Raw genomic sequence first — 24,310 nt, 5'->3', positions numbered from 1 at the left:
AGTGACCTTCTAAGGTTAGCTTATACTTAAAGATTCCTGATTATCACCCTTGTAATATTTTCCAATTCGTTTCTGAAGAAAACTTAGCTGGCGCTCGAAGACACTGTCTTCGCACGAATTAGCTCTTCTTGCAGTATACAACCAAAGGTTATACTTTCTGATAATACAAGAAACCCCCTTGGGCTTAATTTCAAGGACACAAAGTTTTCATTCAAACTGAATTGCGGCCCCTACCGTTCCTGGACCCGTGTGAACACCGATAACAGCTCCAACCTGTGTAAAAACAGTTGTTTGGATTTGACAAACATTTTCTAAAGCCTCTTGAAGATAATGACCGGCTTGTTCTGCCGCTCCGTGAGCAACAGCCAGTCGGATTTGTTTGCGGCCCTTTGCTAAATCCTGAAAAGCTTGGACAACACATTCAAGAGACTTCTTCTGACTATGAGCCTTTGCATAAGTATGGTAAACACCATCATCACCCACTCGAATTACAGGTTTAAGGTTTAAAAGGGATCCCACAAAACCTTGAACTCTGCCGATTCTTCCGCCTTTTTGCAGGTATTCTAAGGTATTTAAGGTAAACAAAGTTTCGATGTTCTTCCTGGCTTTGGCCAGATTTTTCAAGATCCAAGCACTATCATATCCATCTTTTATATTGCGTGCAGCTTCGATCATCAACAAACCCATACCTAAACTTATGGTTTTAGAGTCTACAAGATGGATCTTTTCTTTAAACTTTTCCTTGGCTAAATTCGCCGCATTATAGGTTCCACTTAAGGCGGAAGAGAGATGAATGGAAATAATCTCTTGATATTCTTCAAGTAACTTACTGTACAATCGTCCAAACATTTCAGGTGAAGGCTGAGATGTTTTAGGAAGTTCCTTCTCAATGCTTAAGCGCCGGTAAAATTCTTCGCTCGAAAGTTCCTCGTCAGAAAACTCTTCCTTGCCAAAGCTAACTTTCAAAGGAATGACATGAATGTCGAACTCCTTCTTTATTTCTTCTGTTAGGTCGGCCGTACTGTCAGTTACCAGTGCGATCCTTTTCATTCCAAATCCCCCGTCTGTTTATTTCTTTAAAGATATCATTTAATTCGCCTTATCGTCGCTATTCTCCTTCAACATGATATGTGTTTTATCTGATTATTTAATAAATCCTTCTTAAATAGTATCTACTGCCCTGAATAGGCATTGTACTTTATGTTCTTGCCAAGGTCACAGGTAGTCACTGATTATAGAGAGATCGTCAAGGTTCGAAACTATAAATAGGACAACAACAGAATTCATTTGTTGCTGCCCTATTATTGTTCTAATTTATTCCCATCTAAAGCTGCTTCCTTTGCAGCATGGCAAGCTTTTCAACTTCATTTTGCATACCCCTTAGGATGATTGCTATGCCAATTCCAAGCAGTTTGAATGATCTGTCCCAGGCCGTTATATTGCGGCTTCCAGCCCAACTCTCGCTGAGCCCTTTCCGAAGAAGCAATAAGTACAGCGGGATCTCCCGCTCGACGCGGAGCAATTTTTACCGGAATTGGATGGCCCGTTACTTCCCGGGCTTTCTCCACCACCTGTTTTACGGAAAAGCCCTCCCCATTGCCTAAATTATATACAGCGCTCTCCCCTGTGCTTCTGAGTTTTTGCAGAGCTAACCAATGAGCATTGGCTAAATCGGTAACATGAATATAGTCACGGACACAGGTTCCATCGACCGTGGGATAATCATCTCCAAAAACAGCCAGTTGTTCTCGCTGCCCCAAGGCCACTTGTAAAATAATAGGGATTAAATGACTTTCCGGTTGATGATCTTCTCCAATCTGTCCGTCGATATGAGCACCGGCCGCATTAAAATATCTTAACGCGACATGCTTAAGCCCATAGGCGTGATCACACCATTTTAACATCTTTTCAATGGCTAATTTTGTCTCACCATAGGGATTAGTGGGTTCTTTACGATCCGTTTCCCTAATAGGAATAGATTCCGGCTCTCCGTAAGTAGCCGCAGTAGAAGAAAAGACAATATTCTTAACTCCGTGTTTCACCATTCCCGCCAAAAGATTTTGAGCAGTAATAACATTGTTATCATAATACTTTAGGGGATTTTCCACACTTTCCCCTACTAAAGAATCGGCCGCAAAGTGGATCACAGCTTCAACGTTATGTTCGGAAAACACCTTAGTGAGGAGTTGATCATCCCGAATATCCCCTTCATAAAACATCCCGCTCTTGACAGCCTCACGATGTCCCTTCTGAAGATTATCGAGAACAATAACCTCTTCACCTTTTGCCAAAAATTCAACAACAGTATGGCTTCCGATATAGCCTGCTCCGCCAGTTACCAATATTGCCATTCTCTATGGCCTCCTTCATAGTTCCTAAATTCCTTAAGGCGCCCCGCTTCTAAGGCTTTGCTTGAAACAAACTGATCTATGATGCCACGTTGACGTCAACAAATTCATTTTTCTCCCGCTGCGCCAAACGTGTCAACTCCCCAAAAAAATATTCGAATCCCTCATTATAGTTTACTGCAACGACCCTTACCATTACAATAGAGGCTGAGGAAGACAACCCGACTCCTATCGGCTTAAACTCAAATCTTACTTGGAAAACATATGGAAACGCCAAAACTTACCGCCTTGACTGTTTCGTACCGCTGCCCAGATCTCATAGGTAAAGCGACTGGCAGAACATACCCGCTGAGAATTGGATATACTTTATACTTTGAAAGGCTTGACGATTTTCCATCCGTCAAGCCTTTATCATCACTAAATCTCTCACCGCGACTGAAAGCTTCAGTCTTTGACAAACTCTACTTGAAGATAACCTACCTGGTTAGTGATAGTCCCGCTCACCTAGACGATCATTTTTTATAGTCTAGCTGCGATTTAGCAGTTCCTAAATTCCTTCGTATCTCAAGGACAATTTGCTAATTCTGTTAAGCCGTGCATTGTATCCCTTAATCTAAGATAGAGAGAATTATAAATATCATACATTTGTTCATATACTGTTACGTTGGAAGCAATCGGCTCACACTTATTAACGACCTTAATTGTCGTTCGGCACGCCTCCTCTACAGAAGAATAAATTCCTACACCCGTACCAGCTAAGAGTAATGCCCCGAATGCAGGCCCTTCACTGCTATTAACTACCGTTACAGGTATATTAAAAACGTCAGCAAGGATTTGCCTCCATAAAGAACTTTGTGCCCCTCCACCGGATACACGAACCTCTTGGGCTGTTATTCCTGAACTTCGTATTAGCTCCAATGAATCACGCAGTCCAAAGGAAACCCCTTCCAACACGGCACGTGCCAGATGACCCTTGTGATGACGGAGATTCAAGCCAATAAACGCCCCTCGAGCTGACGGGTCAGGATAAGGTGTCCTTTCTCCCATGAGATACGGTAAAAATAAGAGGCCTTCTCCACCAGGTTTTACCTCAGCCGCTTTTTCCGTTAATACATCGTAAGAATCCCCTGGTGCCAGTTTGTTCCGGAACCATTGTAACGAAGCTCCCGCGGAAAGCATAACCCCCATTAGATGCCATTTATCAGGAACTGCATGGCAGAAGGCATGTAAACTACTATCACTATTGACAGTTAATTGATTCGTCGCTGCAAACACCACTCCTGAAGTCCCCAAGGCAACGGAAAATAAGCCTTCTTCCACAATTCCTGAACCAACGGCGCCGGCCGCTTGGTCTCCGCCACCCCCTGCAACGGGTGTTCCTTCTCGCAAAGATGTTGCTAAAGCAGCCGACTTGCAGACCTGCCCGCTGATTACTGCAGATTCAACGACACGGGGAAACCAATCCTCTGACAGCTCTAAGGCGCTAAGCATTTGCTTTGACCAGTCTCGCTTGGAAACATCTAAGAGAAGTGTACCGGATGCGTCCGAAACCTCGGTGGCCAATTCTCCCGTTAAACAATAACGGATATAATCTTTGGGCAAAAGTACATGTCTGACACGCGAATAAATTTCCGGCTCATGTTTTCGCAACCAAAGAAGCTTTGGTGCCGTGAATCCGGGCAGAGCATGATTACCGGTCCAAGCAACAAGTTTTTCAGCACCGATCATCTCGTTTATCCAATCGCATTCAGCGCCTGTTCTCTGATCGCACCAAAGTATTGCCGGTCGCAAGACTTGGTAATTTTCATCCAAGAGGACAGCCCCGTGCATTTGCCCGGAAAGGCCGATTGCTTTAATCTCATTGCCATCAATCCCGCTCGTGCTTAGAATTTTCTTAATTGCCGACACGGTCGCCAGCCACCATTGCTGGGGATCCTGTTCTGCCCACCCTTCTCTGGGTTGCAGCAGCGGATATTCGATATTAGTTGATACAACTATCTTGCCACTATCTTGCGCAAGAATAACTTTCACACAGGAAGTTCCAACATCTATCCCCATTAAATATGCCACGATCTCACCTCACTTTAATCCTTTCATCATTGAAAAATGACAGTAACGGAAGTAATGACGCACCTAAAATTGAAGCATCTTCCTCAAGCTTCGAGAAAGAAATTTTTGTCTCATTAGTTTTAAATAAGCTATCCGGTTTAAAAACTCTGTTAAGCAAATCTTCAAAATATAAGTCTTTATAGGTAGTAATATTTCCACCTAGAATAAGATAATCGGGATCTAAAAAGAGAATAATGTTTTGAATTCCGATTGCCAAATAATCAAGATATTTATCGAATACCTCTAGCGCAGATGCTTCTTTGCGCCTGATCTTTTCAAATATCGCAGAAATACCAGGCACTATTTCCCCGTTTAACTCCTGATATAAATCTAATAGGCCCCTTTCTGAAGCGTAGACTTCCCAACATCCTTCTCTGCCACAATTACAAGGTTTGCCATTTGCGACAATTGTCATATGTCCGAATTCACCGGCACGCTTAAAAGTGCCCTTATATAAAGAACCTTTAATGACGATTCCGGTTCCGATACCTTTTGTGATTGAAATATACACGAGATTATTTATGTTCTTTACTGCTTCAAGCGATGATTCGGCAAAAGCTGCAGCATTAGCCTCATTTTCTATATAAACAGGCATACTAAGTATTTCGCTAAAGTTTTTGAAACTAACGTTGGTAATACCTAGATTAGGAGCGTTCAGCAACAACATTTTTTCCTCATCAACGGTTCCGGGCAGGGAAAATCCTACACCCAGCACTTTTTCTAAAGATAGATTATTCTTACAAATCATATCTTGAGTGATTTTAAAAACCTGTCGCACAATATAACTGTCTTTACATACCTCAGCAATAGAAAAGCGCTCGTCGGCCAAAATTCTGTTATCGAGATCCGTTAAAATTACTCTGCCTTCCGTCGGGTTAATATCAACTCCAAAAGAATAGCGCGCTTTGGGTTTACATCGAATAATAACCGGTTTTCGTCCACCGGTAGACCCGGCAACTCCAGCCTCTTCTAATAACCCCTCCTCGATTAGTTCATTTACATTACTAATTACCGTGGGTATACTCAACCCTAACTGTTGAGCTATTTCTTGCTTGGTTAACTGTCTCTCAGTGTACAAAAGTTTCAGGATTCGTTTTGCGGTTGAATCTTTAATTGTGTCGTGTCCAATATTACCAAACGAAAAAATTGTTATCACCACTTACTAGCTTAGTTTTGAGCTTGAATAATATAACGATTGAGAATTGATTCCAGAACTTCTTGGCATCCAGATTGGTTCTTAACTGAGTTTGCTAAGGCATACTCTTCTAATTCCGAAAAACCAATTCTGCCTTCACAGATCTTTTGACCAATCCCATAGGTGTAACTGCAATACCTTTCTTCGATAACGTTTTCCAATGCTCTGTTCTTGAGAAGCTTATAGGCAGCTTTTAAGCCAAGGGCAAAGGCGTCCATCCCAGCGATATGCGCTTGGAATATATTTTCAGCGGTAAATGAAGCTCTTCTGACTTTTGCATCGAAATTTAGTCCACCCTTGTGCAGCCCGCCATTTTTTAGGATTTCATACATAGCCAACGTTGTTGTGTAAAGGTTCGTGGGAAACTGATCTGTATCCCAGCCCAACAGTTCGTCACCTTGATTAGCATCGACACTGCCTAAACTTCCGTTAATACGAGCATAATGCAGCTCATGTTGGAAAGTATGCCCCGCTAACGTTGCATGGTTTGCTTCAATATTCACCTTAAAGTCCTTTTCTAAGCCATACTTGCGCAGAAACGCCAAAACTGACGCGACATCAAAGTCATATTGGTGCTTTGTCGGCTCTTTGGGTTTTGGTTCTATCAGGAGCTGTCCTGTAAACCCAATCTTCTTGGCGTAATCTACAGCCATATGAAAAAACCTGGCTAAGTTATCCAATTCTAATCCCATATCTGTGTTGAGCAAGGTCTCATAGCCCTCACGTCCACCCCAAAATACATAGTTCTGACCGTCTAATTCTTTAGTTACTTCCATCGCTTTCTTAACCTGGGCTGCTGCGTAAGCAAAAACATCAGCATTGGATGACGTTGCCGCACCGTGCACATAGCGCGGATGGCTGAAAAGGTTAGCAGTACCCCAAAGAAGTTTAACATGGGAAGTCTGCATTAATTCTTTTACATATAAGGCAATTACATCAAAATTCCGATTGGTCTGGGACAAATTCTCCCCCTCGGGTGCTATATCCCTGTCATGAAAGCAGAAAAAAGGCACACCTAATTTTTCAAAGAATTCAAAAGCACCTGTCATTCTTGATTTTGCTTTATCCATGGGGTCAACGTATTTATCCCAGGGGCGAGAAATAGTGCCATCACCAAAGGGATCAGCTCCGGCAGCATTAAACGTATGCCAAAAGGCTGCTGAAAAGCGCAAATGTTCTTCCATTGTCTTATCGCCAAGTATTTCAGTTGGGTTATAGTACTTGAACGCTAAGGGGTTATTAGAGTCAGGTCCTTCATAATGAATTCGAGGAATTCCTTTGAAAATTTCACTCATCCTATTTTCGCCTCTCCTGTTTTAATTTTCAGTCAAATAATCTGCTTTAAATTATAAACTTATGAGTTAACTTTTTCAATCTATTTTATAAAGTGCATTTATAAAGTTATCAATAACTTTGTGATAGGTAAAAGATAAGCTACAATCCATTCAATTCGTTTTAGTTGTGATATTGTCGTTATACAAAAAACCCTATCTCAACAAATAAAGACGAGATAGGGTTTTTGGAGTTAGTTCTGCTTTCTATCAATAAACAGGATCTAACAAAGTAATTTTGCTGCCGTCATGATTCTAGTAGATCATAATGATGGATCAATGAGGCGGCACCAACAATCCCGGCCTGATTTCCTAATTTAGCCTGTACAATAGAGGTGTTTTCCCGAACTCTTGGTAAGGCAAAGTTGCGAAAGGATTCCGTTAGGGGCTTAAACAGAATTTCTCCAGCGTAGGAAATTCCCCCGCCAATAACAATCAACTCAGGATTAAGCAAATAACACATATTGGCCAAAGCCTTCCCCAAAACTGTTCCAGCATCCGCAATGATTGTCTGACATGTTGGGTCTCCCAGCTTAGCAAGTTCTACAACTGATTTTGCGGTAATGCTATTCCCTTGCTTGGCATATTCTTCTTTTAAGAGCCCTGAAGCTCCCTTCACCTGTTCCAAGGTTTTCAGAACGATAGCTGTGGCGGAAGCTTCAGTTTCCAAGCAGCCCTTTTTTCCGCAATTACAGGGTCTCCCGCCCTGTTCTTTTACAGTAATATGGCCAATCTCTCCCGCGCTTCCGTTAGCTCCGTGATAAATGTCGCCATTAATTATAACGCCCCCGCCGATTCCAGTACCTATTGTTAAACAAATTATATGCGAAGCCCCTTTGCCGGCCCCAGTCCACATTTCTCCCAAAGCCGCTGCATTAGCGTCATTTTCCAGCAGTACGGGGACATCCCATATCCGTTCCAATTCTTCTTTTAAAGGCACCTGATGCCAACCAAGATTAACAACCTCAAAAACAGAACCTGTGGAAAAATCCAGAAAACCTGGTATGCCTATGCCTACGCCCAAGATGTCTCGCCAACTATAGCTGCTTTCTCGTAAGAGTTGTTCAGACATCCGTTCAAAAGCTGCGATCACTTCATGATAGCTCTTATTTTTGGGAGTAGGCCATTCTAAACTTTGGACAATTTGTCCTGAGATATTGACTAGCCCTAACTTAATTGAAGTTCCGCCCAAATCAATCCCCATAATCACGGATTTCATATCAACATCTCCTCGCAGCTTTTCCATTCCGTAAATTTGTATGAATCCAATTTATTTCTGTCCCGCTTCGGAATTCCGCAATTCAAAGGAACTATATTTTTTGAATTGCCTAGCCGACACTCATCGAAGACATGAAATCATAGGAGAAGGCACTGCCATCTGCTACCTCCAAATTATTAGCCATTTGAACGTGATTTGCGAGTCATAATGTCAAATACAACAGCTAAAACTAAGATCAGGCCTTGTATTACATATTGAACAGAACTTCCAAGTCCCATTAAATCCATACCGTTGGTTAGGGATGCCATAACTAAAGCACCTATCAGTGATCCTGAAACTTTACCAACTCCGCCGCTGGCAGAGCATCCGCCGATAAATGCTCCAGCGATTGCCAGAAGCTCAAATCCTGTACCACCTGTTGGTGAAGCGCTTTGCATTCTGGAAGCAAAAAGTATTCCTGCAAGAGCTGTTAAAACTTCCATAATAATAAAGACATAGATTGTAACTTTGGCAACACTAACACCAGAAAGTTCAGCTGCTTCAGGATTACCGCCAATACCATAAATATGACGGCCCAGTGCCGTTTTGTTCAATATTGTCGAGAATATGAAAATAACAACTGCCACAATAACAAGAGTCCAGGAAATACCGCTGTTTATTGCCAAAACAAGTATTAATGCTGAAATCATGGCCGAAATTAAAACAAGTTTTGCAATAAAGAACGGAATTGGCAGAACCTCAAAATGATATCTTTTCTTAGTGTTGCGCTCTTTAATCTGAAAGTAAATAAATAATATTATACCAACGAGACCAATCATGACACTCGAGACGTCGAATCCGGCGATTGTGCCGAAACTTGGTATGAATCCGTTTCCTATTTCATTGAAGAACTTATCAGTGATATTAATAGTCCCGCCAGATTGGGTGGCAAATAAGAGTAACCCGTGGAAAGATATCATACCTGCAAGAGTTACAACAAATGACGGGATCCCCAGTTTAGCAACCAACACGCCGTAAAGTAAACCAATAACCCCACCTAAAGCCAGGATAATAATGATGGCGAGAATAGCCGGGATATTATAACTTGTCATTAGCAGTGCAGCAATGGCCCCTAAAAACCCAGCAAGAAAACCAACCGATAAGTCAATATGACGAATAATGATGACAAGGGTCATACCGGCAGCTAAAACCGCTATATAACCTGTTTGATTTATCAAATTTGATATGTTATTAGGAGAAATGAAGGTACCGCCTGTTAGGACTGTAAATAAAATAAATATTACACCTAAAGCGATAAACATACCATATTCACGTATGTTATTTCTGAAAATTTTACTTAACTCGTTCATAATTAACCCCTTTCCGCCTCTATCGCTTGATGATTCAGTTAATGTTTTCACGCCGTAGCCATTTCCATAATTTTTTCCTCTGTCGCATCTTTAGCGTCTATAACACCGGTTATATTACCATCAGACATAACATAAATCCTATCGCTCATGCCCAATATTTCCGGCAATTCCGAAGAGATCATGATAATGCTCATGCCTCTTTTAACAAGTTCATTCATGATTGTGTATATTTCAAACTTAGCTCCAACGTCGATACCACGAGTCGGCTCGTCTAAAATCAACAAGTTTGGGGCGGAAAACAGCCATTTTGCCAATGAAACTTTCTGTTGATTACCACCGGATAATGTCCCCACAATTTGCTCGATAGACCGAGCTTTCATTTCAACTTCGTTAAATAACTTATTGGCGACATTTACTTCTTCATGTTCATCAATAAAGAAGCCTTTTAATAACTGTTTTAGATTAGCGAGGGTTGTGTTAAATTTTATATCCTGAATTAACACAAGACCATTGACTTTTCTATCCTCGGTGACATAGGCTATTTTTTCTTTAATAGCTTTCTCGGGAGAGTTTAAATTCTTTTTGATTCCATTAAGGTATAAATCACCTTTTAAATCATAATGCTTGGGATTGCCAAAAATGCTGAGAGCCATTTCGGTGCGTCCCGCACCCATAAGTCCGGCAATGCCAACAATCTCCCCCTGATAGACATGAAAATCAATATTGTGAAGTATTTCATTGCCTTTGCTCGGATCAAAGGCAGTCCAATTTTTTAATTCGAAACATATATCTCCGAACTTAAGGTCTTTCCTTTTAGGATAAATATCTTCTATCTCCCTGCCAACCATATGCTTAATGATTTCGCTTTCCTCAACTTTGCGTTCGGTAGCATCAATTGACACAATTGTCTTTCCATCTCTTAATACGGTGATCGTATCTGCGATTGAGATAACTTCTCTTAATTTATGAGAAATCATGATACAAGTAACGCCTTGTTCCTTTAAATCCCTTAAAATCTGCAATAAATTATCACAATCAACTTCACTAAGCGCTGCCGTGGGTTCGTCCAAAATCAAGAGCTTAACATTTTTACTTAAGGATTTTCCTATTTCGACCAGTTGTTGAACTCCCACGCCTACATCTTTGACTTTAGTTTCCGGGTTGATATTGACGCGGATTTTTTTAAGCATTTCTTTTGCTTGAACAATGGTTTCGTTCCAATCAATAAACTGACCCTTTTTTAGTTCATGTCCAAAAAAGATGTTTTCGTAAATTGTAAGTTCTGGTATTAAAGCAAGTTCCTGGTATATTATAGAGATCCCTGCTTTTTCACTATCCGAAATGTTTTTATAATGTTGTTCTTCAGAATTTAAAATAACTTTTCCGCTAAATGTACCTGCTGGATAAACACCGGAGAGAATCTTCATCAATGTTGATTTTCCTGCGCCATTTTCACCGACTAAACAATGAATTTCGCCACGTTTAACTTTGAAGTTGACACCATCTAGTGCTTTAACACCAGGAAATTCTTTCCCTATATTATCCATTTCAAGAATATAATCAATATTTTTCAAAAGATTACTCCTCCTAAATGAAATTTAAAAGGGTAAGATAGCCTGCGGTATCCTACCCTAATAAATTCTTATGTGTTATGATTTTCTGTCGATTATTTTACAGGGCTGACCTTACCGTTTGATACAGTATACATTCCTGAAGAATTGATAGTGCTTTCAGCATTATCTTTGGTAACAATCGTTAAAGGAGCTTTTGTTGAAGGAACATCAGCCTTGCCATTATTGTAGGTTGTTACGATAACTGATGGCTTTGCATTATTTTGAATTGCATCAACGATTTGTTTTACATCGTCAACGAGGACTTTATCTGATTTCCAAACTGTCATGCTTTGTTTGCCATCTAAAATGTATTGCAGTGAAGCTTGGGTGAAGTCTTGACCTGTTGAGTAAATTTGGGTAACTGCTTTATCGGCTCTGAATGTATCTGTGATAGAACGTGACGTGTCATCATTTGGAGCAAGAACGTAACAAGCACCTTTTTGAGCAGCTGTTGCTTTTGCCAGATTAGCTTGTGCTAATGTTTTGGCAGTTGCTGGATCCCAGTTTGTTGTGATTTGACCAATAATTTGAGCTAATTGATCATGTGAAAGTGTTGCTGTATTCTTCAAGGAATTTGCAACACTTGAGTTTTCAATTTCGAACGTGCCATCAGCAATTTTTGGTTGAAGAACGCTCCAAGCACCTTGGAAGAACAGGAAGGCATTGTTATCAGAAAGAGCACCGGCATACAAATACAGATGATTCCCCGTACCTTTAGCATTATCGACTAAATATTTAGCTTGAGCTGCACCAACAGCTACGCTGTCAAAGGTTACGTAATAATTAACATTGGGTGTATTCATGATAAGTCTGTCGTAAGAAACAACTTGGATGCCTTTAGCATGTGCTTCGTTAACTTCAGCCGCGGCTGCTGTGGCATCTTGCGGGCAGATAACAATAACTTTAACGCCCTTGGATATAAGACTTTCAACGTTAGTTTTTTCAGTAGCTGTATCACCGTTGCTGTACAGAATTGTTGCGCCTGGTACTGCTTGTTCAAATTCTTTTTGTGCCATTGGCCATCTTGATTCAGCCTTGGTTGGCAGAACAATACCAACACTTGCCTTTGTGCTTGGGCTGCTGGCGTTCGAGTTGTTTGGAGCTGCACTATTTGTACTTGCGCTATTTCCGCAACCTGCCAATGCTACAGTTGCGAAAATAACTAAACCTGATAGAAGACTTGTTTTTAAATTTCTTTTCACTTTTACTTTCCCCCTATAGTTTTGTTAAATTCGTTTGGGTCCTGCCTTTTACACCTGAACGGTCTCCCCCCGGCAGGGAACTTCCCTCCCTTTAACGTTTCTCTAATATTTATTATTATAACGGGGAGATTATTTCGGCCTCCTTTAAATATTTTTTATACAGTACGAGTCTAAGTTTGATTCATTTGTTTATTTTTAATATTCGTGAAGAGAGTCCTTTTGCCTCTGGTTAATTTTTTTGTATACAGAACAGATTTGTCAAAATTTTTAAAAATATGACCAGTAAATTTTTGCGATTTACTGGTCATATTTAACCTAAGTCTTTAACTTAAGGAAATTCTCTGGGCGAACGCGCCAATAGACTTTTCCGTATTCATTATCTAAATCAACGATAAACATCCTCTCGGTTTTGGTAGCCGTCTTTGAGCACAGTGTCATCCAGGTTGGACCGATTAACTGCGATGGGAGTAATATATTGATATGGCACGAGGTACTTACCGTCCGACACCTTATCATAAACACCGAGAGATTGGTTATTGGCCATTTTCAAAGCCATTCTAATCGCAAGAGCTGCCAGCTTATCGATGGGTTTATAAACCGTCATCAACTGAGTCCCCTGGACAAGGCGCCGGCAGGCGGCCAGATCTGCGTCCTGTCCAACCACCTCAACCTTGCCGGCCAAACGGTATTCGGATAGAGCTTCAATCGCCGCTCCGGCTAGACTGTCGTCTCCTGCCAAGACGGCTTGAATATTCTTATTGGCCTGCAAAAGGTTGTCAATCTTTTTATAAGCTGATTCCGCCAGCCAATCCGGAGTAAAATACTCCGTCAGGATCTTTATTTTACCTTCCTTCTCGCTCTGGCTAAACACACTATCATAACCGTCTTTTATTTGCAGGGAGTTATTATCGTTGGCCGCACCATTAAGAATAACATAGTTTCCTGTAGGCTGGGCAGCCAGGATGGCTTTGGCCATGAGCCTTCCAATCTCTCTGTTATCGAAAGAAAGATAAAGGTCTACCCCTGCATTGAGAACCAAACGGTCATAGGAAATCACTTTAACGCCTGCTTTGTGAGCCATTTGGACAATTTCCGCAGCCTTTTCCATATCATTGGGTACAAGAATCAGGACTTTAATCCCTTTATCGATAAGATATTTCACTTGATCAAGCTGATCCGTATCATCGTTGTTGGCATTTTGGACATATACTTCAGCCCCAGCCTCTTTGGCCTTTGCCTCCAAAATATCCCGGTCATGCACCCAACGTTCTTCCTTCAGCGTCCCTAACGAGATTCCGATCTTAATCTTTGGCTTTTCCGTTTGCGGTTTGGCAACATTAGGGGGTGTGTTATTCCACCAGACCCCATAAACATTGAATCCTGTTAAAGTTATCAGGATAACCAAAACAATATAAATGAAGTAGTCCTTCTTAAGGCGCATCATTTCCTCCACCGCTTAACTCCCGGTACTCTGACGGAGTTAGACCCGTTAACTTTTTGAATATTTTGCTGAAATAATTAGGATCTTTATAACCCACAAAACTGCCGATCTCTTTAACGCTGTTCCTGGAAGTGAGAAGCTGTTTCTGGGCCTGTTGGATTCTTATGCCAGCTAGGTAATCTGTAAACGTTTGTCCCGTACTTTGTTTAAAAAACTTGCTGAAATAGTGATAACTCATATTCATCATTTTAGCAGCTTCATCCAGTTTAAGCTCGGATGAATAATTCTTTTCCATGTATTGAACTATACGCAAGGAAGCCTTAGCCATCTTCTCCTGTTGTATTTTCTTTAGCTTCTGAGTTATTGCCGCCAATCTGCTGCCAAATTCGTTATAAATAAGATGTGGGTCGTCATGCTTAAGGCTCGTAAAAAGTTGTTCTTCCCTTTCGGACTCAAACAGTCCCTGATAAGACAGCGTACGTGTCAGGACAACGGCAAATTCGCTCAAACGCTGCTTATAACCTGTCATTTCCTGAGTCGTTTGCCCTTTATCAAAAAGTTCCTTGTATAGCTCTTGAACCCCGGGACTATCCCCAAGCATTACCCTTTCAATGAGCAGCCGCTCTTTCTGTATCGGATAATAAGCAGCGGTTTTAAGAAAAGGCAAGGTATCGCTTATGTGATAGATTTCCTCTCCTTGCTGGCCTTGGAGTGCGCCGCTTTGGACCGCACGCTCCGCCTCTTCAACCCCCTTTAAAAAATCGCTCAGAGAATAGGCACGTCCTATCCCTATCATATAGGATAAAGGCCCTGCGGCCTTAAGTTCCGACTTGACTGCTTCCGCCAGTTCGATAGCCCGGTTGCGCAGAGCATATTCGTCTGTGCCTTCGGAAACGGGAATGAAAGCGACAATACGATTCAAAGTGGCGCCCCCAACTAAACAAGAAATGCGGCTCTTCAGAGAAAGTCTAAATGCATGGAAAAGAGCATGCCGGTGTATGGAAACCTCGACAGGGTCATTCCCTTTATCATTATCTGCCCCTAGCTGGAGCAAAAACAAATATCCCCGTTTCAGATTCATGGCAAACGTTTCTTCATAAAATACCAGATCCGAAGCGACTTGATTGCCCAGGAGGAGTGAATAAAGGAATTCGTTTTCCAAGTGTACGGACAGCTTGGTGAACTTCTCTTTCATAGCCACCGTCCGCCGGACCGCCTGGAGTTTTTCTTCCAAGAGGCCAAATGCTTTAGTTAATACCTCCAAAACCCGTTCTTTAAGAATAGGCTTCACAAGATAATCCAAAACATTTAACTGAAGGGCCTCTCGGGCATAATTAAAATGGTCATAGGCAGTTATGATTACAAAAATCATATCTTTGTGGCGGGAACGAATTTCCCGAATCGCTTCCATTCCATCCAAGCCCGGCATGCGAATATCCATAAAGATCAAATCCGGTTTAAAGGTTTCTGATTTCTCGATGGCTTCCGAGCCCAAAAAAGCCCCTTCCACTAAGCAGGTATTAGGCAGATAGCGATCAATGATGAAGCGAATCGAGTCCAAGACAATAGGTTCATCATCAACCACAAGTATCTTATGCATCTCTTTCCCTCCCCAGGTCCGATATATATTCCATTCCCTCAGATCTCGATCCTCGATCTTGAGGCAGGTTTAGACGAACTACGGTTCCCCATCCGATTCTTGACTCTATCTCCAGCAGTTGTACTCCCTGATTTTCTCCATAAAAAATCTCCAGACGCTGCCTGACATTATGAAGTCCGATTCCTGTTTGGTTAAGGCCATCCTCTCGCTCGGGCGCACCTTTGCGCAGGTCTTCCAGTCTTTTTTCGGAAATACCTTCCCCATTGTCGATCACCTCAACCTTAGTCAGCCCTTCTTCCTGGTAAACACGCACTTTGAGCAGCCCCTGATAAGTTATGTGTTCCATTCCGTGAATAAAAGCGTTCTCGACCAACGGCTGCATGATTAACACTGGAACGGGCTGATTCAAAACGCCCTCATCGATCTCAAATTCAAATTTGATTCTGTCTTTAAAACGGGCCTTAATAATATTGGCGTAAGTTGAGACATTTTCCACCTCATCCTTAAGGGTTACCGGATTTTCTCCGCCTTTAAGGCTATAGCGAAAAAGTGCCGAAGCTTGGTGTATAAAACTGTACGTCTCTTCTGCTTCCTCCAACATGGCTAATTGAGCGGCATGGTTTAAGGTATTGAAAAAGAAGTGCGGGTTAATTTGGGCCTGCAAGGCTTTGTACTCGGCATCTCTGAGCAAAGACTTCATGCGCAGGTTATGCATCTCCGTTTCTTTCAGGCGGTTTTCCGTCTCGGCCTTTTGCTGCATATTTGTAATATAATTCCGCAGGCTTACTACCATTTGATTGAACGTTTTCGTCAGAATCCCAATTTCATTATTGGGAGTATCTTCTTTCAGCTTAACATCAAAATCCTCATGAGCAATTCGTTGGGCCGCCTCAGCTAATTCCACCACAGGTCTCGTAATCCGGTAGGTAAAAACTAAGATGAGAATTATACTAAGTCCCAGAGCGAAGAGAATAAAACCTGTTCCAAACAACATACTGACTTGAGTATTCTTTTTCATTTTTTGGTATTTCTGGGTTTCATCTTTTAAGGTATTATCCACGAGATTATTCATTACCTTATGAATATAATCCCCTATCTGCTTACTCTGGGCCAGATGGTTCAAGCCCACGGTTATCATATTTCCACGACGGGCATAAACCGCAGTATCTGCCTCCTTGAGGAAAGCTTCCGTCATGTTATGAACATCTTCCAGCTGCAGACTCCGCTCATCGGTACCCACATTAAACTTTCTCTGTTCCATAAGGGCCTGCAGCTTGTTATTCGCACTGTAATAGTTCATCAAAGAGTATGATGATTGCGTCGCCAGATAATCCTCCAGATCTCCTTCCACGTTGATAATAGCCGCATTCAGATTATTTACGTATTCATAGTCTTGAAAAATATTATTAGCTTGTCGATTGATTAAGCCAGCATTGTAATAGGAGTAGATGGAGCTGGAGGCTAAAATAATAACAACAGCCAGGGCAAATAAAACAAGTTGTCTTCTTAATCCGGTCAGATGAAAGTACTTTCGCAAGTCAATCATGTCTGGTCACCCGTAGTCAGCGCGGCTGACTTCTTTTGGTAATTAGCCAGCGTATCCCTGTTTACAATTGTTATGCCGGTATCAATCACGGATGAAGTGTGATTCTTTTCTTTCAGTTCTAGCAAGGCCTTAATGCTGTCGGATCCGATCGTTAACGGATTGCCGGCAACGATACCGTAAATAACACCTCGCTGAATATAGCTTTCAATTTCCGGCGATATACCATAACCAACGATGGTTAATCTTCCGACCTCATTGTCATTGATAACGGTCTGAGCCACACCAACTGAAAACAGAGGATCCACGCTATAGATAGCATTGATGTTTTTCTGCCGAAGAATCGTTTGGGCTATCTCCTCCGTATTGAGAATCCCGGGATTTGCAGTATAAATCTTAACCATTTGGGCATCTGGCGCATCTCTTAAGGTCGTCAAAAATCCATTAAGCATACTATTTTGAGCTGCGGTATCCGTTTGGGCATTTCCGCTCATAATGACCGCCACTCGAGCTCTGCCGCGGGTTCCTTGAATCACTAATTTGGCCGCCTGTTCTCCGATCAGGTAACTATTGGCGCCGATAAAGGCCTGCCGTTTACTGTTCTTGGCATCGGTCTCTAATGTAACAACGGGAATTCCTGCTTCAACCGCTTCATTTATCGCTTGCTCGATCTGAGAATCACCGGAGCCCTGAGTAATAATTCCATCAACCTGGGAAAGCCTGGCGATGTTAAGATAGTCCAAAGTACCGACATTGTCTCCCGGATTTAACTGATTGAACTCAATCGCTACCTTCGAGGAGGCTGCCGCCTGCACTATGCCCTGTTTCACATCAGCCCAAAAGGGATCATTGCTTCCTGGAAAGATAGCGTAAAAATGATAGCGGGGAAGAACTGCATTTTTAGAACCCGTATTTTGCCAATGCATGCTCAGAAGGATGATATTGGCAAAAAACAAACTCATTATAATCCCATAAATAAAACCATTGGCATGCCCCTTAAACAGACCTTTGATAAATCGTCTCATAACATTCTCCCTTTTGCTTTGCCGATGCAACGGACATCCCGATAATAACTACCTCAAGAAGTGATATTCAGAAGTTCCTTTTTAGTCATAAAATTCAACTTAGTCTTTTTTATTATGTCTCTCTTTAGAAAGCATGTCCACCATTAAATTTTAATTAGGGATTACTGAACAGTCCCCATATTTTTAGTTTCTAGGCAACAAACAAAATCTCCCAACTCGAAAAAAGGCGTTTCCCAAAAAAGGTACAAAAGATCCCGGAGGCGCTTCCCCAGGTTCATGATGATGAACTGTAAGCCAATGACCGTCTCACTCGTTTCTTTGAGACGTACCATTATTCGACCTAGTCCATAACGACGTTTTCCTTCACCGAATTTCGCCTCGACTGCATTTCTTAGGCCTGCCTCTTGTTTCTCTAGCCGCCTTTGTTCTAAATGCTCTTTTTTATCCTTCGAGGGTCGACCTAGTTTGGGCCCGTTAAGCCGAATGCCATGTAACTTGCAGTACTGCAGGTTGTCTCGGTTCCGATATATTTTATCGGCAATCACGGATTCAGGATAGTTTCCATGGCGCTCCTTATAGGTTTCTACCGAATCAATCAGGGTGGTGCCCTCATTAAAGGCTTCCCAACTCAACTTCTCGATCCAAGCAAATCCGTTGACGATACTTATGGCAACTTTCGCTCCAAATTCTGTGGCTGCTGTTTTTTTACCCCTCACAATCGGGCGAACATGCGGTTGGCTAATGCTCACGATACGCTCTTCTATAGTGTGGACTCGTTTGTCATACATGGTTTTTTGCTGTTCAAAGAGTGTTTGTATGGTTTCTAAGTCTTTTTGCTGCCGTTTACTGAGTCCTTCTGGGTACTTGGCTGATAGTTTCAAGACGATCTGAAGGTCTCTTGTAACGAAGCTCAGCTGTTTCCGAATGGCCTTGCGGATTTCACGACTTCTGGGTTTCCGATTCTTTTCTAACTTCAGATAGAGTTTACGTGCCTTTTGTCGATAGGTTCTTGGCTTGAGCTCTTTCCCTATTTGATTCTCATGCAAGGTGTCCACCATGGCCTCTAACTTTTCCCGTGCGTCATTTAGTAGAGAAAAATCCGTGGGATATTTCACATCGGCCGGGGTGCATGTGGCATCCAAAATGAGTTTTCCGTGGTTTTGTTGGGGTGGTTGCTCACTGCTTGCTTGATCTTCACGACGATTGTCGTCTGTACAACCTGAACTTGGTGGGGGAGTGTTTTGATCTTTATGATCTTCAGTTTCCGTCTTTGTTTCTCCCTTACATAAGGCTTCGTTCAGTTCAGCAATTACCTTAGCGTCGAGGCGTTTCCGAAAATGGACCATACTCGATGAATCGAACGGTGGAGTGGTTTGAAATTCCTCCAGCCCGATGAAGTATTGCAAATAGGGGTTTTCCATGATTTGTTGGACGGTTTCTTCGTCGGAAAATCCACACTTTTCTTTGATGATGAGGGCACCCAATGCGACACGAACTGGTTTCGCAACATTTCCAGTATGCTTTGGGAAATGAGAAGCATATCGCTCTTCAACAACGTTCCAGGGAATCAAATCGGCCATCTTGACCCAACGGTTATTCGCATCAAGTTTGCCGCCTGCAAAAAATCTGAAGTCTTCGAGTAAGCTAATTTGACCTGTAGGTTTTCGGTACATTTTCGTCCCCCATCTGCAAGGTTTTTCGACCATATTCATCCTTTATCTTGCTTTATTATACCACGAAAATGGCCTTAGTTCCTACTCCCATGCAGGTTTCGAGGTTATTCAGTAATCCCTAATTAATATTAACTATAAATCAGACCTTTAAAATCGGATAAAAAAAAGATAAGCCTCGGAAACCTATTGAAGGACCGCGAGAAACATCAGTTTCAACACGGCCCCACCTCTCTTAGAACAAGGTCTATTCAGTAAGTTTGAACCATAAGTCGTTTTGCTGCTCAGCGGTATGTCTGCCCATCCCATGACTTGGTTTTTCTTCATCAGAACTTGGCAAAGGCCCACTGACTCTAACCTTCTTAGAGGATAGATATAAAAATTGAGAAGTTTTGATGAATACTTCTCTCAAAACTTCTCTAATCACAATAGCCCTTTTGACGCAGCTTCATTATATGCTCTTGCAAAATAGTCTCCAGATTAATTCCATACTGTTCCTCAAGGACAAACATCATCGTAACAGCTGTCTGGGCCACGTCTACCAATTCGCAGGCCACTCTCTGCATAGCTTCTTCTTCCTCGAGGCGTTGTCGTTCACCACTAAGTCCTCTGAATTTGCCGATTGCCTGAGCTAATTCCCCAGATTCCTCCATGATCTTTAACGCTGTACTCTCCAAGGAAGGACTTAAGCGATTCAAGCGAGGTAAGGTTACAGTTTTTGTGGCGAATTGTTCAGCTCTAGGTTTATAATCCATGTCACTCTCGCACCTCCCCTGCTCTCAATCCTATTGAAATATTATACCATTCTTCCGGATTGAACGCATTAACTATACCGGGGGTATCCTTTGTTGGAAATCCTATAAGTTAACTCAGACAGATCCTTACTTCGCTTTGAAGCAGAGGATCTGTCTGAAACAATGTCCTTATTGCTGTTTCTGCATTTCCAAAAAAACCTTCTCCGGAGTGACCGGCAAATGATGGACCTGAACTCCAACGGCGTTATATACTGCATTGACTATTGCAGGTGAAGGGGTATTCGCCACTACTTCGCCTATCGATTTCGCTCCGAAAGGACCCGATGGTTCATAGCTTTCTTCAAAGGCAATGCGTACCCTGCCAACGTCTTTGCGGCAAGGTATTTTGTATTGCATAAACGTATTTGACTCCATCTTGCCCAAGCTGCTATATCTGACCTCTTCATAAAGAGCCATGCCTATGCCTTGGGCAATCCCCCCTTCGGCTTGTATTCTAGCCAAATTAGGATTAATCATTGTCCCGCAATCTACAACGGCAACATAGTCGAGCAAGTCAATTTTACCTGTTTCCAGATCCACTTCCACCTCTGCAAACCCCGCCACATAAGGAGGAGGAGAAACTTCGCTGCCATGGGTGGCCATAGCTGCCAACTGAAGGTTTCCCATTCCCAAAATGGTTTGTTCCGCAATTTTGTCAAAAGTAATCCCTTGATCCCCACTGACTGTTCGCACTGCAAGTTCTTCGAAAACAACGTCTTCTTTAGATACTCCCAAGAACTTTGCACCTTGGGCTAAGATTTTATCTTTTAATTCTTCTGCCGCTTTAATCACTGCAGTTCCGGCTAAATAAGTCGTACTTGAAGCGTAAGAACCGGGATCAAAAGGGGCAGTATCCGTGTCTCCGGCGCTGACAATAATCTTATCCATGGGAACCTCTAAAACCTCAGCGGCCATTTGAGTTAAGATGGTGTCACAGCCTGTGCCCATGTCTGTGGCTCCGATCAACAGAGCGAAATTGCCGTCATCGTTTAAGCGTATCTCAACGGAGGCTGTGCCTAGATTGGCGATGCCCGAACCCTGCATGGTAACAGCCATTCCTATGCCCCTGACCTTTGTTTGGTCAATGACCTGGCGGGGAAATTTTTGCTTCCAGCCGATCATTTCCTGGCCCTTTTTAATGCAGCGGTCTAAAGCCGTGCTTCCCAGTGGAACCCCTTCACCGGTAAGAAAGGTCTCGCCCACTTTGCTTATATTTTTAAGGCGAAGCTCCGCAGGATCCATAGCTAAACGTTCCGCCAGCTTATTAACAGCTGGTTCTAAAGCAAAAGTCCCCTGGGTCGCCCCATATCCCCGAAAAGCCCCGGCAGGCATTTTATTGGTATAAACGGCATTTCCCCGCATTCTTACCGCTCTCGTTTTATTGTACAAAGGAAGCGTATATTCACCGACACAGCTTAAAACTGTGGGAGCATGTTCACCGTAAGCTCCCGTATCCGATAACACTTCAAGGTCAACAGCCCGGATATAACCTTCCGAATCTGCTCCGACTCTTACCTTAATTCTCATGGCATGGCGACTGGTTGTACAGCTAAAGGTTTCTTGCCGGTCATAGATAATCATGGCCGGTTTTCCCGTCCTCAGAGTGACAATTGCAGCAAATACATCACCGGCTCCAGTCTGCTTGCCCCCAAACCCGCCTCCGATTCTTGGCTTTATAACACGTATTTTGCTAGCCGGAATCTGCAGGGCCCTGGCCAATTGTCTCCTGATATGAAAGGGAACCTGGGTTGAACTTAATACCACCAGTCTTCCCATATGATCAAGATTGGTAAAGGAACGGTAAGTTTCCATCATAGCATGAGCTTGAGCCTGAGAATAATAGACATCTTCAACAACGACGGCGCATTCCTTTAAGACTTGGTCTACATCTCCCTCAGCTCTTTCGTGGGTAGAGACAATATTTTTCTCCTTATGCAAACCTATTTCAAAATTACAGCTTAAATCCTCTTCTGGATGAACGACCGACGGATGCCCTATGGCCTCCTCAAAATCCAAAACCGGTTTCATAACCTCATATTCAACCTTGATTAAATTCATAGCTTTCTGGGCTGTTTTCTCGTCCACTGCGGCGATAATGGCAACCTCATCGCCGACATAACGGACCATATCCTCGAGGATTAAACGATCATAAGGTGAGGGTTCAGGATAGGATTGTCCTGCTAAGGTAAAGCGTACTTGGGGGACATCCTTATAGGTGAGTATACATTCCACACCTTTGACCCTCTCTGCTCGAGCAGTATCAATGCTTCTAATTTTAGCAAAAGCATGAGGGCTCCTGAGAACCTTTACCACGAGAGCATGAGCCATAGCCAGGTCTTCCGTATAAGCGGGCTTGCCCATAGCTATAGACATCCCGTCAATCTTAGAAATACTGTGACTCACACTTCTTAAATTATCCGGACGCATACTTTATGCCACCCCCAGAAAGGTTTTTACGGCTCGCAGCTGACCCATATAACCGGTGCAGCGGCATAAGTTTCCCGTCAGATAGTGAATAATATCCTCTTCCGTAGGATTGTCCAGTTCATTTTTCATGGCTAAGACATTCATAATAAAACCTGGGCTGCAAAATCCGCATTGTTCTGCCCCTTCAGCAGTTAGAACACGGGCAAACTCCTCGGCAGCCTGGGTAACTCCCTCAATGGTTGTGATCTTTTTACCTTGAGCTCGTACGGATAAAATGGAACAGGACAAAACCGGTTTGCCGTCCATCCAGACCGTACACAATCCGCAGCAGCTTGTATCACAAGCCTTCTTAACGCTTAAAAAACCATGGGCTCGAAGAGTATCGGCCAAAAACTCGTCACTTTCAACATCCCAAATTACTACTTTATCATTGATCGTTAGTTCGATTTGCATAGTATAACCTCCCTAATTCCTCGTTTAACCAACACTCGGCAAAGAGCCTTGCGGTAATCTGCCGTCCCTCGGGCATTCGTTCCAAAAGATAACTCATCAGCTGCAATGTTCGCCGCTTCTTCGATATCCTGAGCTCTCAGATTTTCTTTGTTCAGAGTCCTCGAGGCACGTTCTGCAATCATTGCCCTTCCTGGTCTGGCCCCAACCGCTATGGTCCATTGATCGTCTAGTTTGGAGACAGCCACATTCAAAACTGCAAAATCACTGGCCGATTTTCTGAAACTGATGAAAGCTGCTATTCGCTGGCTTTTCTTAATTCTTAATTGTACTAATATGTCTTTTTGGCAAGGCCTCTTTAGAAACTCACCCAGGGGCATTCTGCCCTGATGATATAATTCGACCTCAGTATCTAAAACTAACAAGGCCGTAAGGAGATCAGAGAAGCCGTATCTAGAATACACTGAAGCACCTATCGTAACGCCATTCCTGAATTGCACTCCAATAATATTACTTACTGCTTGCGAGAGAATACTATTAAAAGACTCCCGAAGAAGAGGATTCGTTTCCAGTTCCCTCAAAGTGGTCATAGCTCCGATGGCTACAAACCCATTGTCTTCCCTGATATAATCCAGCTTTAGTTTTGATAGGTCAATGCCTGTTCTAATCTGTTTTTTGCTCATCTTTAAAAAAGCGCAGCCGCCAAGAATTGTATTATTTCGTCTCTTCAGCAAAATTTCGTAGGCCTCTTCCAGCCTGTCTGGCTGAGCCATATCAAGTATTGTAAACACTCTGGTCAGTCCTCCCTGAAATCTATTTTCAACAAAAAAATTCCCCAAAACAAAAACTCAGGCGAGCGGTATTCAACTCAAAATTACTGAGAGAAACCTCGCTCGCCTGAGCTTAGCCCAATGACTTAGCGCGCCGGCTCTTCATCTGATGGTAAATAAGTGAAGGTCGTCGTGTAAAATTAAGCCTCTGGATAAGTTCAACT

19 protein-coding genes are annotated in these 24,310 nt (G+C 42.6%); all 19 read right to left on the bottom strand.

The genetic code is table 11. The annotated features are described in order from the left end of the window. Positions 1-207: 207 nt before the first annotated feature. Complete coding sequence (locus DESACI_RS05030; RefSeq protein WP_014826087.1) at positions 208-1,050, bottom strand: DegV family protein; 843 nt, start codon at positions 1,048-1,050, stop codon at positions 208-210. Between the two features lie 314 nt (positions 1,051-1,364). After that, on the bottom strand, positions 1,365-2,351 hold the full coding sequence (gene galE, locus DESACI_RS05025; RefSeq protein WP_014826086.1) for a UDP-glucose 4-epimerase GalE: 987 nt from the start codon (positions 2,349-2,351) through the stop codon (positions 1,365-1,367). A 76-nt stretch (positions 2,352-2,427) separates the two neighbouring features. Further along, a complete protein-coding gene (locus tag DESACI_RS05020; protein WP_041275970.1) occupies positions 2,428-2,625 on the bottom strand; it encodes a GHMP family kinase ATP-binding protein in 198 nt (65 codons plus the stop codon). Positions 2,626-2,912: 287 nt separating this feature from the next. Continuing rightward, the gene (gene xylB, locus DESACI_RS05015; RefSeq protein ID WP_014826085.1) at positions 2,913-4,418 is read right to left on the bottom strand and encodes a xylulokinase; all 1,506 of its coding nucleotides are present in this window, start codon (positions 4,416-4,418) and stop codon (positions 2,913-2,915) included. A gap of 4 nt (positions 4,419-4,422) precedes the next feature. Then, complete coding sequence (locus DESACI_RS05010) at positions 4,423-5,616, bottom strand: ROK family transcriptional regulator (protein WP_014826084.1); 1,194 nt, start codon at positions 5,614-5,616, stop codon at positions 4,423-4,425. A gap of 8 nt (positions 5,617-5,624) precedes the next feature. Further along, positions 5,625-6,947 (bottom strand): xylose isomerase, encoded by a 1,323-nt coding sequence (xylA, locus tag DESACI_RS05005; protein WP_014826083.1) that lies wholly within the window; start codon positions 6,945-6,947, stop codon positions 5,625-5,627. Between the two features lie 283 nt (positions 6,948-7,230). Beyond that, on the bottom strand, positions 7,231-8,202 hold the full coding sequence (locus DESACI_RS05000) for an ROK family glucokinase (protein ID WP_014826082.1): 972 nt from the start codon (positions 8,200-8,202) through the stop codon (positions 7,231-7,233). A 176-nt stretch (positions 8,203-8,378) separates the two neighbouring features. Beyond that, entirely contained in the window at positions 8,379-9,602 is a 1,224-nt protein-coding gene (locus DESACI_RS04995; protein ID WP_014826081.1) for a sugar ABC transporter permease, read from the bottom strand. Beyond that, the gene (locus tag DESACI_RS04990) at positions 9,599-11,098 is read right to left on the bottom strand and encodes an ATP-binding cassette domain-containing protein (RefSeq protein ID WP_041276284.1); all 1,500 of its coding nucleotides are present in this window, start codon (positions 11,096-11,098) and stop codon (positions 9,599-9,601) included. The genes DESACI_RS04995 and DESACI_RS04990 overlap by 4 nt, the downstream gene beginning before the upstream one ends. 119 nt (positions 11,099-11,217) lie before the next feature. After that, the gene (locus tag DESACI_RS04985; RefSeq protein ID WP_014826079.1) at positions 11,218-12,366 is read right to left on the bottom strand and encodes a sugar ABC transporter substrate-binding protein; all 1,149 of its coding nucleotides are present in this window, start codon (positions 12,364-12,366) and stop codon (positions 11,218-11,220) included. 385 nt (positions 12,367-12,751) lie between these two features. Beyond that, positions 12,752-13,810 (bottom strand): sugar ABC transporter substrate-binding protein, encoded by a 1,059-nt coding sequence (locus DESACI_RS04980; protein ID WP_041276283.1) that lies wholly within the window; start codon positions 13,808-13,810, stop codon positions 12,752-12,754. Continuing rightward, complete coding sequence (locus DESACI_RS04975) at positions 13,797-15,407, bottom strand: response regulator (RefSeq protein ID WP_014826077.1); 1,611 nt, start codon at positions 15,405-15,407, stop codon at positions 13,797-13,799. The genes DESACI_RS04980 and DESACI_RS04975 overlap by 14 nt, the downstream gene beginning before the upstream one ends. Continuing rightward, positions 15,400-16,953: a sensor histidine kinase gene (locus DESACI_RS04970; RefSeq protein ID WP_014826076.1), complete on the bottom strand. Its 1,554-nt coding sequence runs from the start codon at positions 16,951-16,953 to the stop codon at positions 15,400-15,402. The genes DESACI_RS04975 and DESACI_RS04970 overlap by 8 nt, the downstream gene beginning before the upstream one ends. Continuing rightward, on the bottom strand, positions 16,950-17,975 hold the full coding sequence (locus DESACI_RS04965; protein WP_014826075.1) for a substrate-binding domain-containing protein: 1,026 nt from the start codon (positions 17,973-17,975) through the stop codon (positions 16,950-16,952). The genes DESACI_RS04970 and DESACI_RS04965 overlap by 4 nt, the downstream gene beginning before the upstream one ends. A 161-nt stretch (positions 17,976-18,136) precedes the next feature. Then, complete coding sequence (locus DESACI_RS04960; protein WP_049804021.1) at positions 18,137-19,648, bottom strand: IS5 family transposase; 1,512 nt, start codon at positions 19,646-19,648, stop codon at positions 18,137-18,139. Between the two features lie 416 nt (positions 19,649-20,064). Further along, on the bottom strand, positions 20,065-20,400 hold the full coding sequence (locus DESACI_RS04955; RefSeq protein WP_014826074.1) for a MazG-like family protein: 336 nt from the start codon (positions 20,398-20,400) through the stop codon (positions 20,065-20,067). A 168-nt stretch (positions 20,401-20,568) separates the two neighbouring features. Continuing rightward, positions 20,569-22,866, bottom strand: coding sequence for a xanthine dehydrogenase family protein molybdopterin-binding subunit (locus DESACI_RS04950; protein ID WP_014826073.1), 2,298 nt, complete (start codon positions 22,864-22,866; stop codon positions 20,569-20,571). 3 nt (positions 22,867-22,869) lie between these two features. Continuing rightward, positions 22,870-23,319, bottom strand: a complete 450-nt coding sequence (locus DESACI_RS04945) for a (2Fe-2S)-binding protein (protein WP_014826072.1) — start codon at positions 23,317-23,319, stop codon at positions 22,870-22,872. After that, the gene (locus DESACI_RS04940) at positions 23,304-24,107 is read right to left on the bottom strand and encodes an FAD binding domain-containing protein (RefSeq protein ID WP_014826071.1); all 804 of its coding nucleotides are present in this window, start codon (positions 24,105-24,107) and stop codon (positions 23,304-23,306) included. The genes DESACI_RS04945 and DESACI_RS04940 overlap by 16 nt, the downstream gene beginning before the upstream one ends. Positions 24,108-24,310: the final 203 nt, after the last annotated feature.

This window comes from Desulfosporosinus acidiphilus SJ4 (genome assembly GCF_000255115.2).
In the GTDB taxonomy this organism is placed as follows: domain Bacteria; phylum Bacillota; class Desulfitobacteriia; order Desulfitobacteriales; family Desulfitobacteriaceae; genus Desulfosporosinus; species Desulfosporosinus acidiphilus.
The sequence above is the reverse complement of the archived record's forward strand: the minus strand, read 5'-3'. Positions and strand labels throughout refer to the sequence as shown.

What these genes read in the sequence shown, in the direction of transcription:
- DESACI_RS04965 (WP_014826075.1), bottom strand. Translation starts at nt 17,975, where the DNA reads ATGAGACGATTTATCAAAGGTCTGTTTAAGGGGCATGCCAATGGTTTT.
- DESACI_RS04950 (WP_014826073.1), bottom strand. Translation starts at nt 22,866, where the DNA reads ATGCGTCCGGATAATTTAAGAAGTGTGAGTCACAGTATTTCTAAGATT.
- DESACI_RS04970 (WP_014826076.1), bottom strand. Translation starts at nt 16,953, where the DNA reads ATGATTGACTTGCGAAAGTACTTTCATCTGACCGGATTAAGAAGACAA.
- xylA (WP_014826083.1), bottom strand. Translation starts at nt 6,947, where the DNA reads ATGAGTGAAATTTTCAAAGGAATTCCTCGAATTCATTATGAAGGACCT.
- DESACI_RS04975 (WP_014826077.1), bottom strand. Translation starts at nt 15,407, where the DNA reads ATGCATAAGATACTTGTGGTTGATGATGAACCTATTGTCTTGGACTCG.
- DESACI_RS04960 (WP_049804021.1), bottom strand. Translation starts at nt 19,648, where the DNA reads ATGTACCGAAAACCTACAGGTCAAATTAGCTTACTCGAAGACTTCAGA.
- galE (WP_014826086.1), bottom strand. Translation starts at nt 2,351, where the DNA reads ATGGCAATATTGGTAACTGGCGGAGCAGGCTATATCGGAAGCCATACT.
- DESACI_RS05030 (WP_014826087.1), bottom strand. Translation starts at nt 1,050, where the DNA reads ATGAAAAGGATCGCACTGGTAACTGACAGTACGGCCGACCTAACAGAA.
- DESACI_RS04980 (WP_041276283.1), bottom strand. Translation starts at nt 13,810, where the DNA reads ATGATGCGCCTTAAGAAGGACTACTTCATTTATATTGTTTTGGTTATC.
- DESACI_RS05000 (WP_014826082.1), bottom strand. Translation starts at nt 8,202, where the DNA reads ATGAAATCCGTGATTATGGGGATTGATTTGGGCGGAACTTCAATTAAG.
- DESACI_RS04945 (WP_014826072.1), bottom strand. Translation starts at nt 23,319, where the DNA reads ATGCAAATCGAACTAACGATCAATGATAAAGTAGTAATTTGGGATGTT.
- DESACI_RS04990 (WP_041276284.1), bottom strand. Translation starts at nt 11,098, where the DNA reads ATGGATAATATAGGGAAAGAATTTCCTGGTGTTAAAGCACTAGATGGT.
- DESACI_RS04955 (WP_014826074.1), bottom strand. Translation starts at nt 20,400, where the DNA reads ATGGATTATAAACCTAGAGCTGAACAATTCGCCACAAAAACTGTAACC.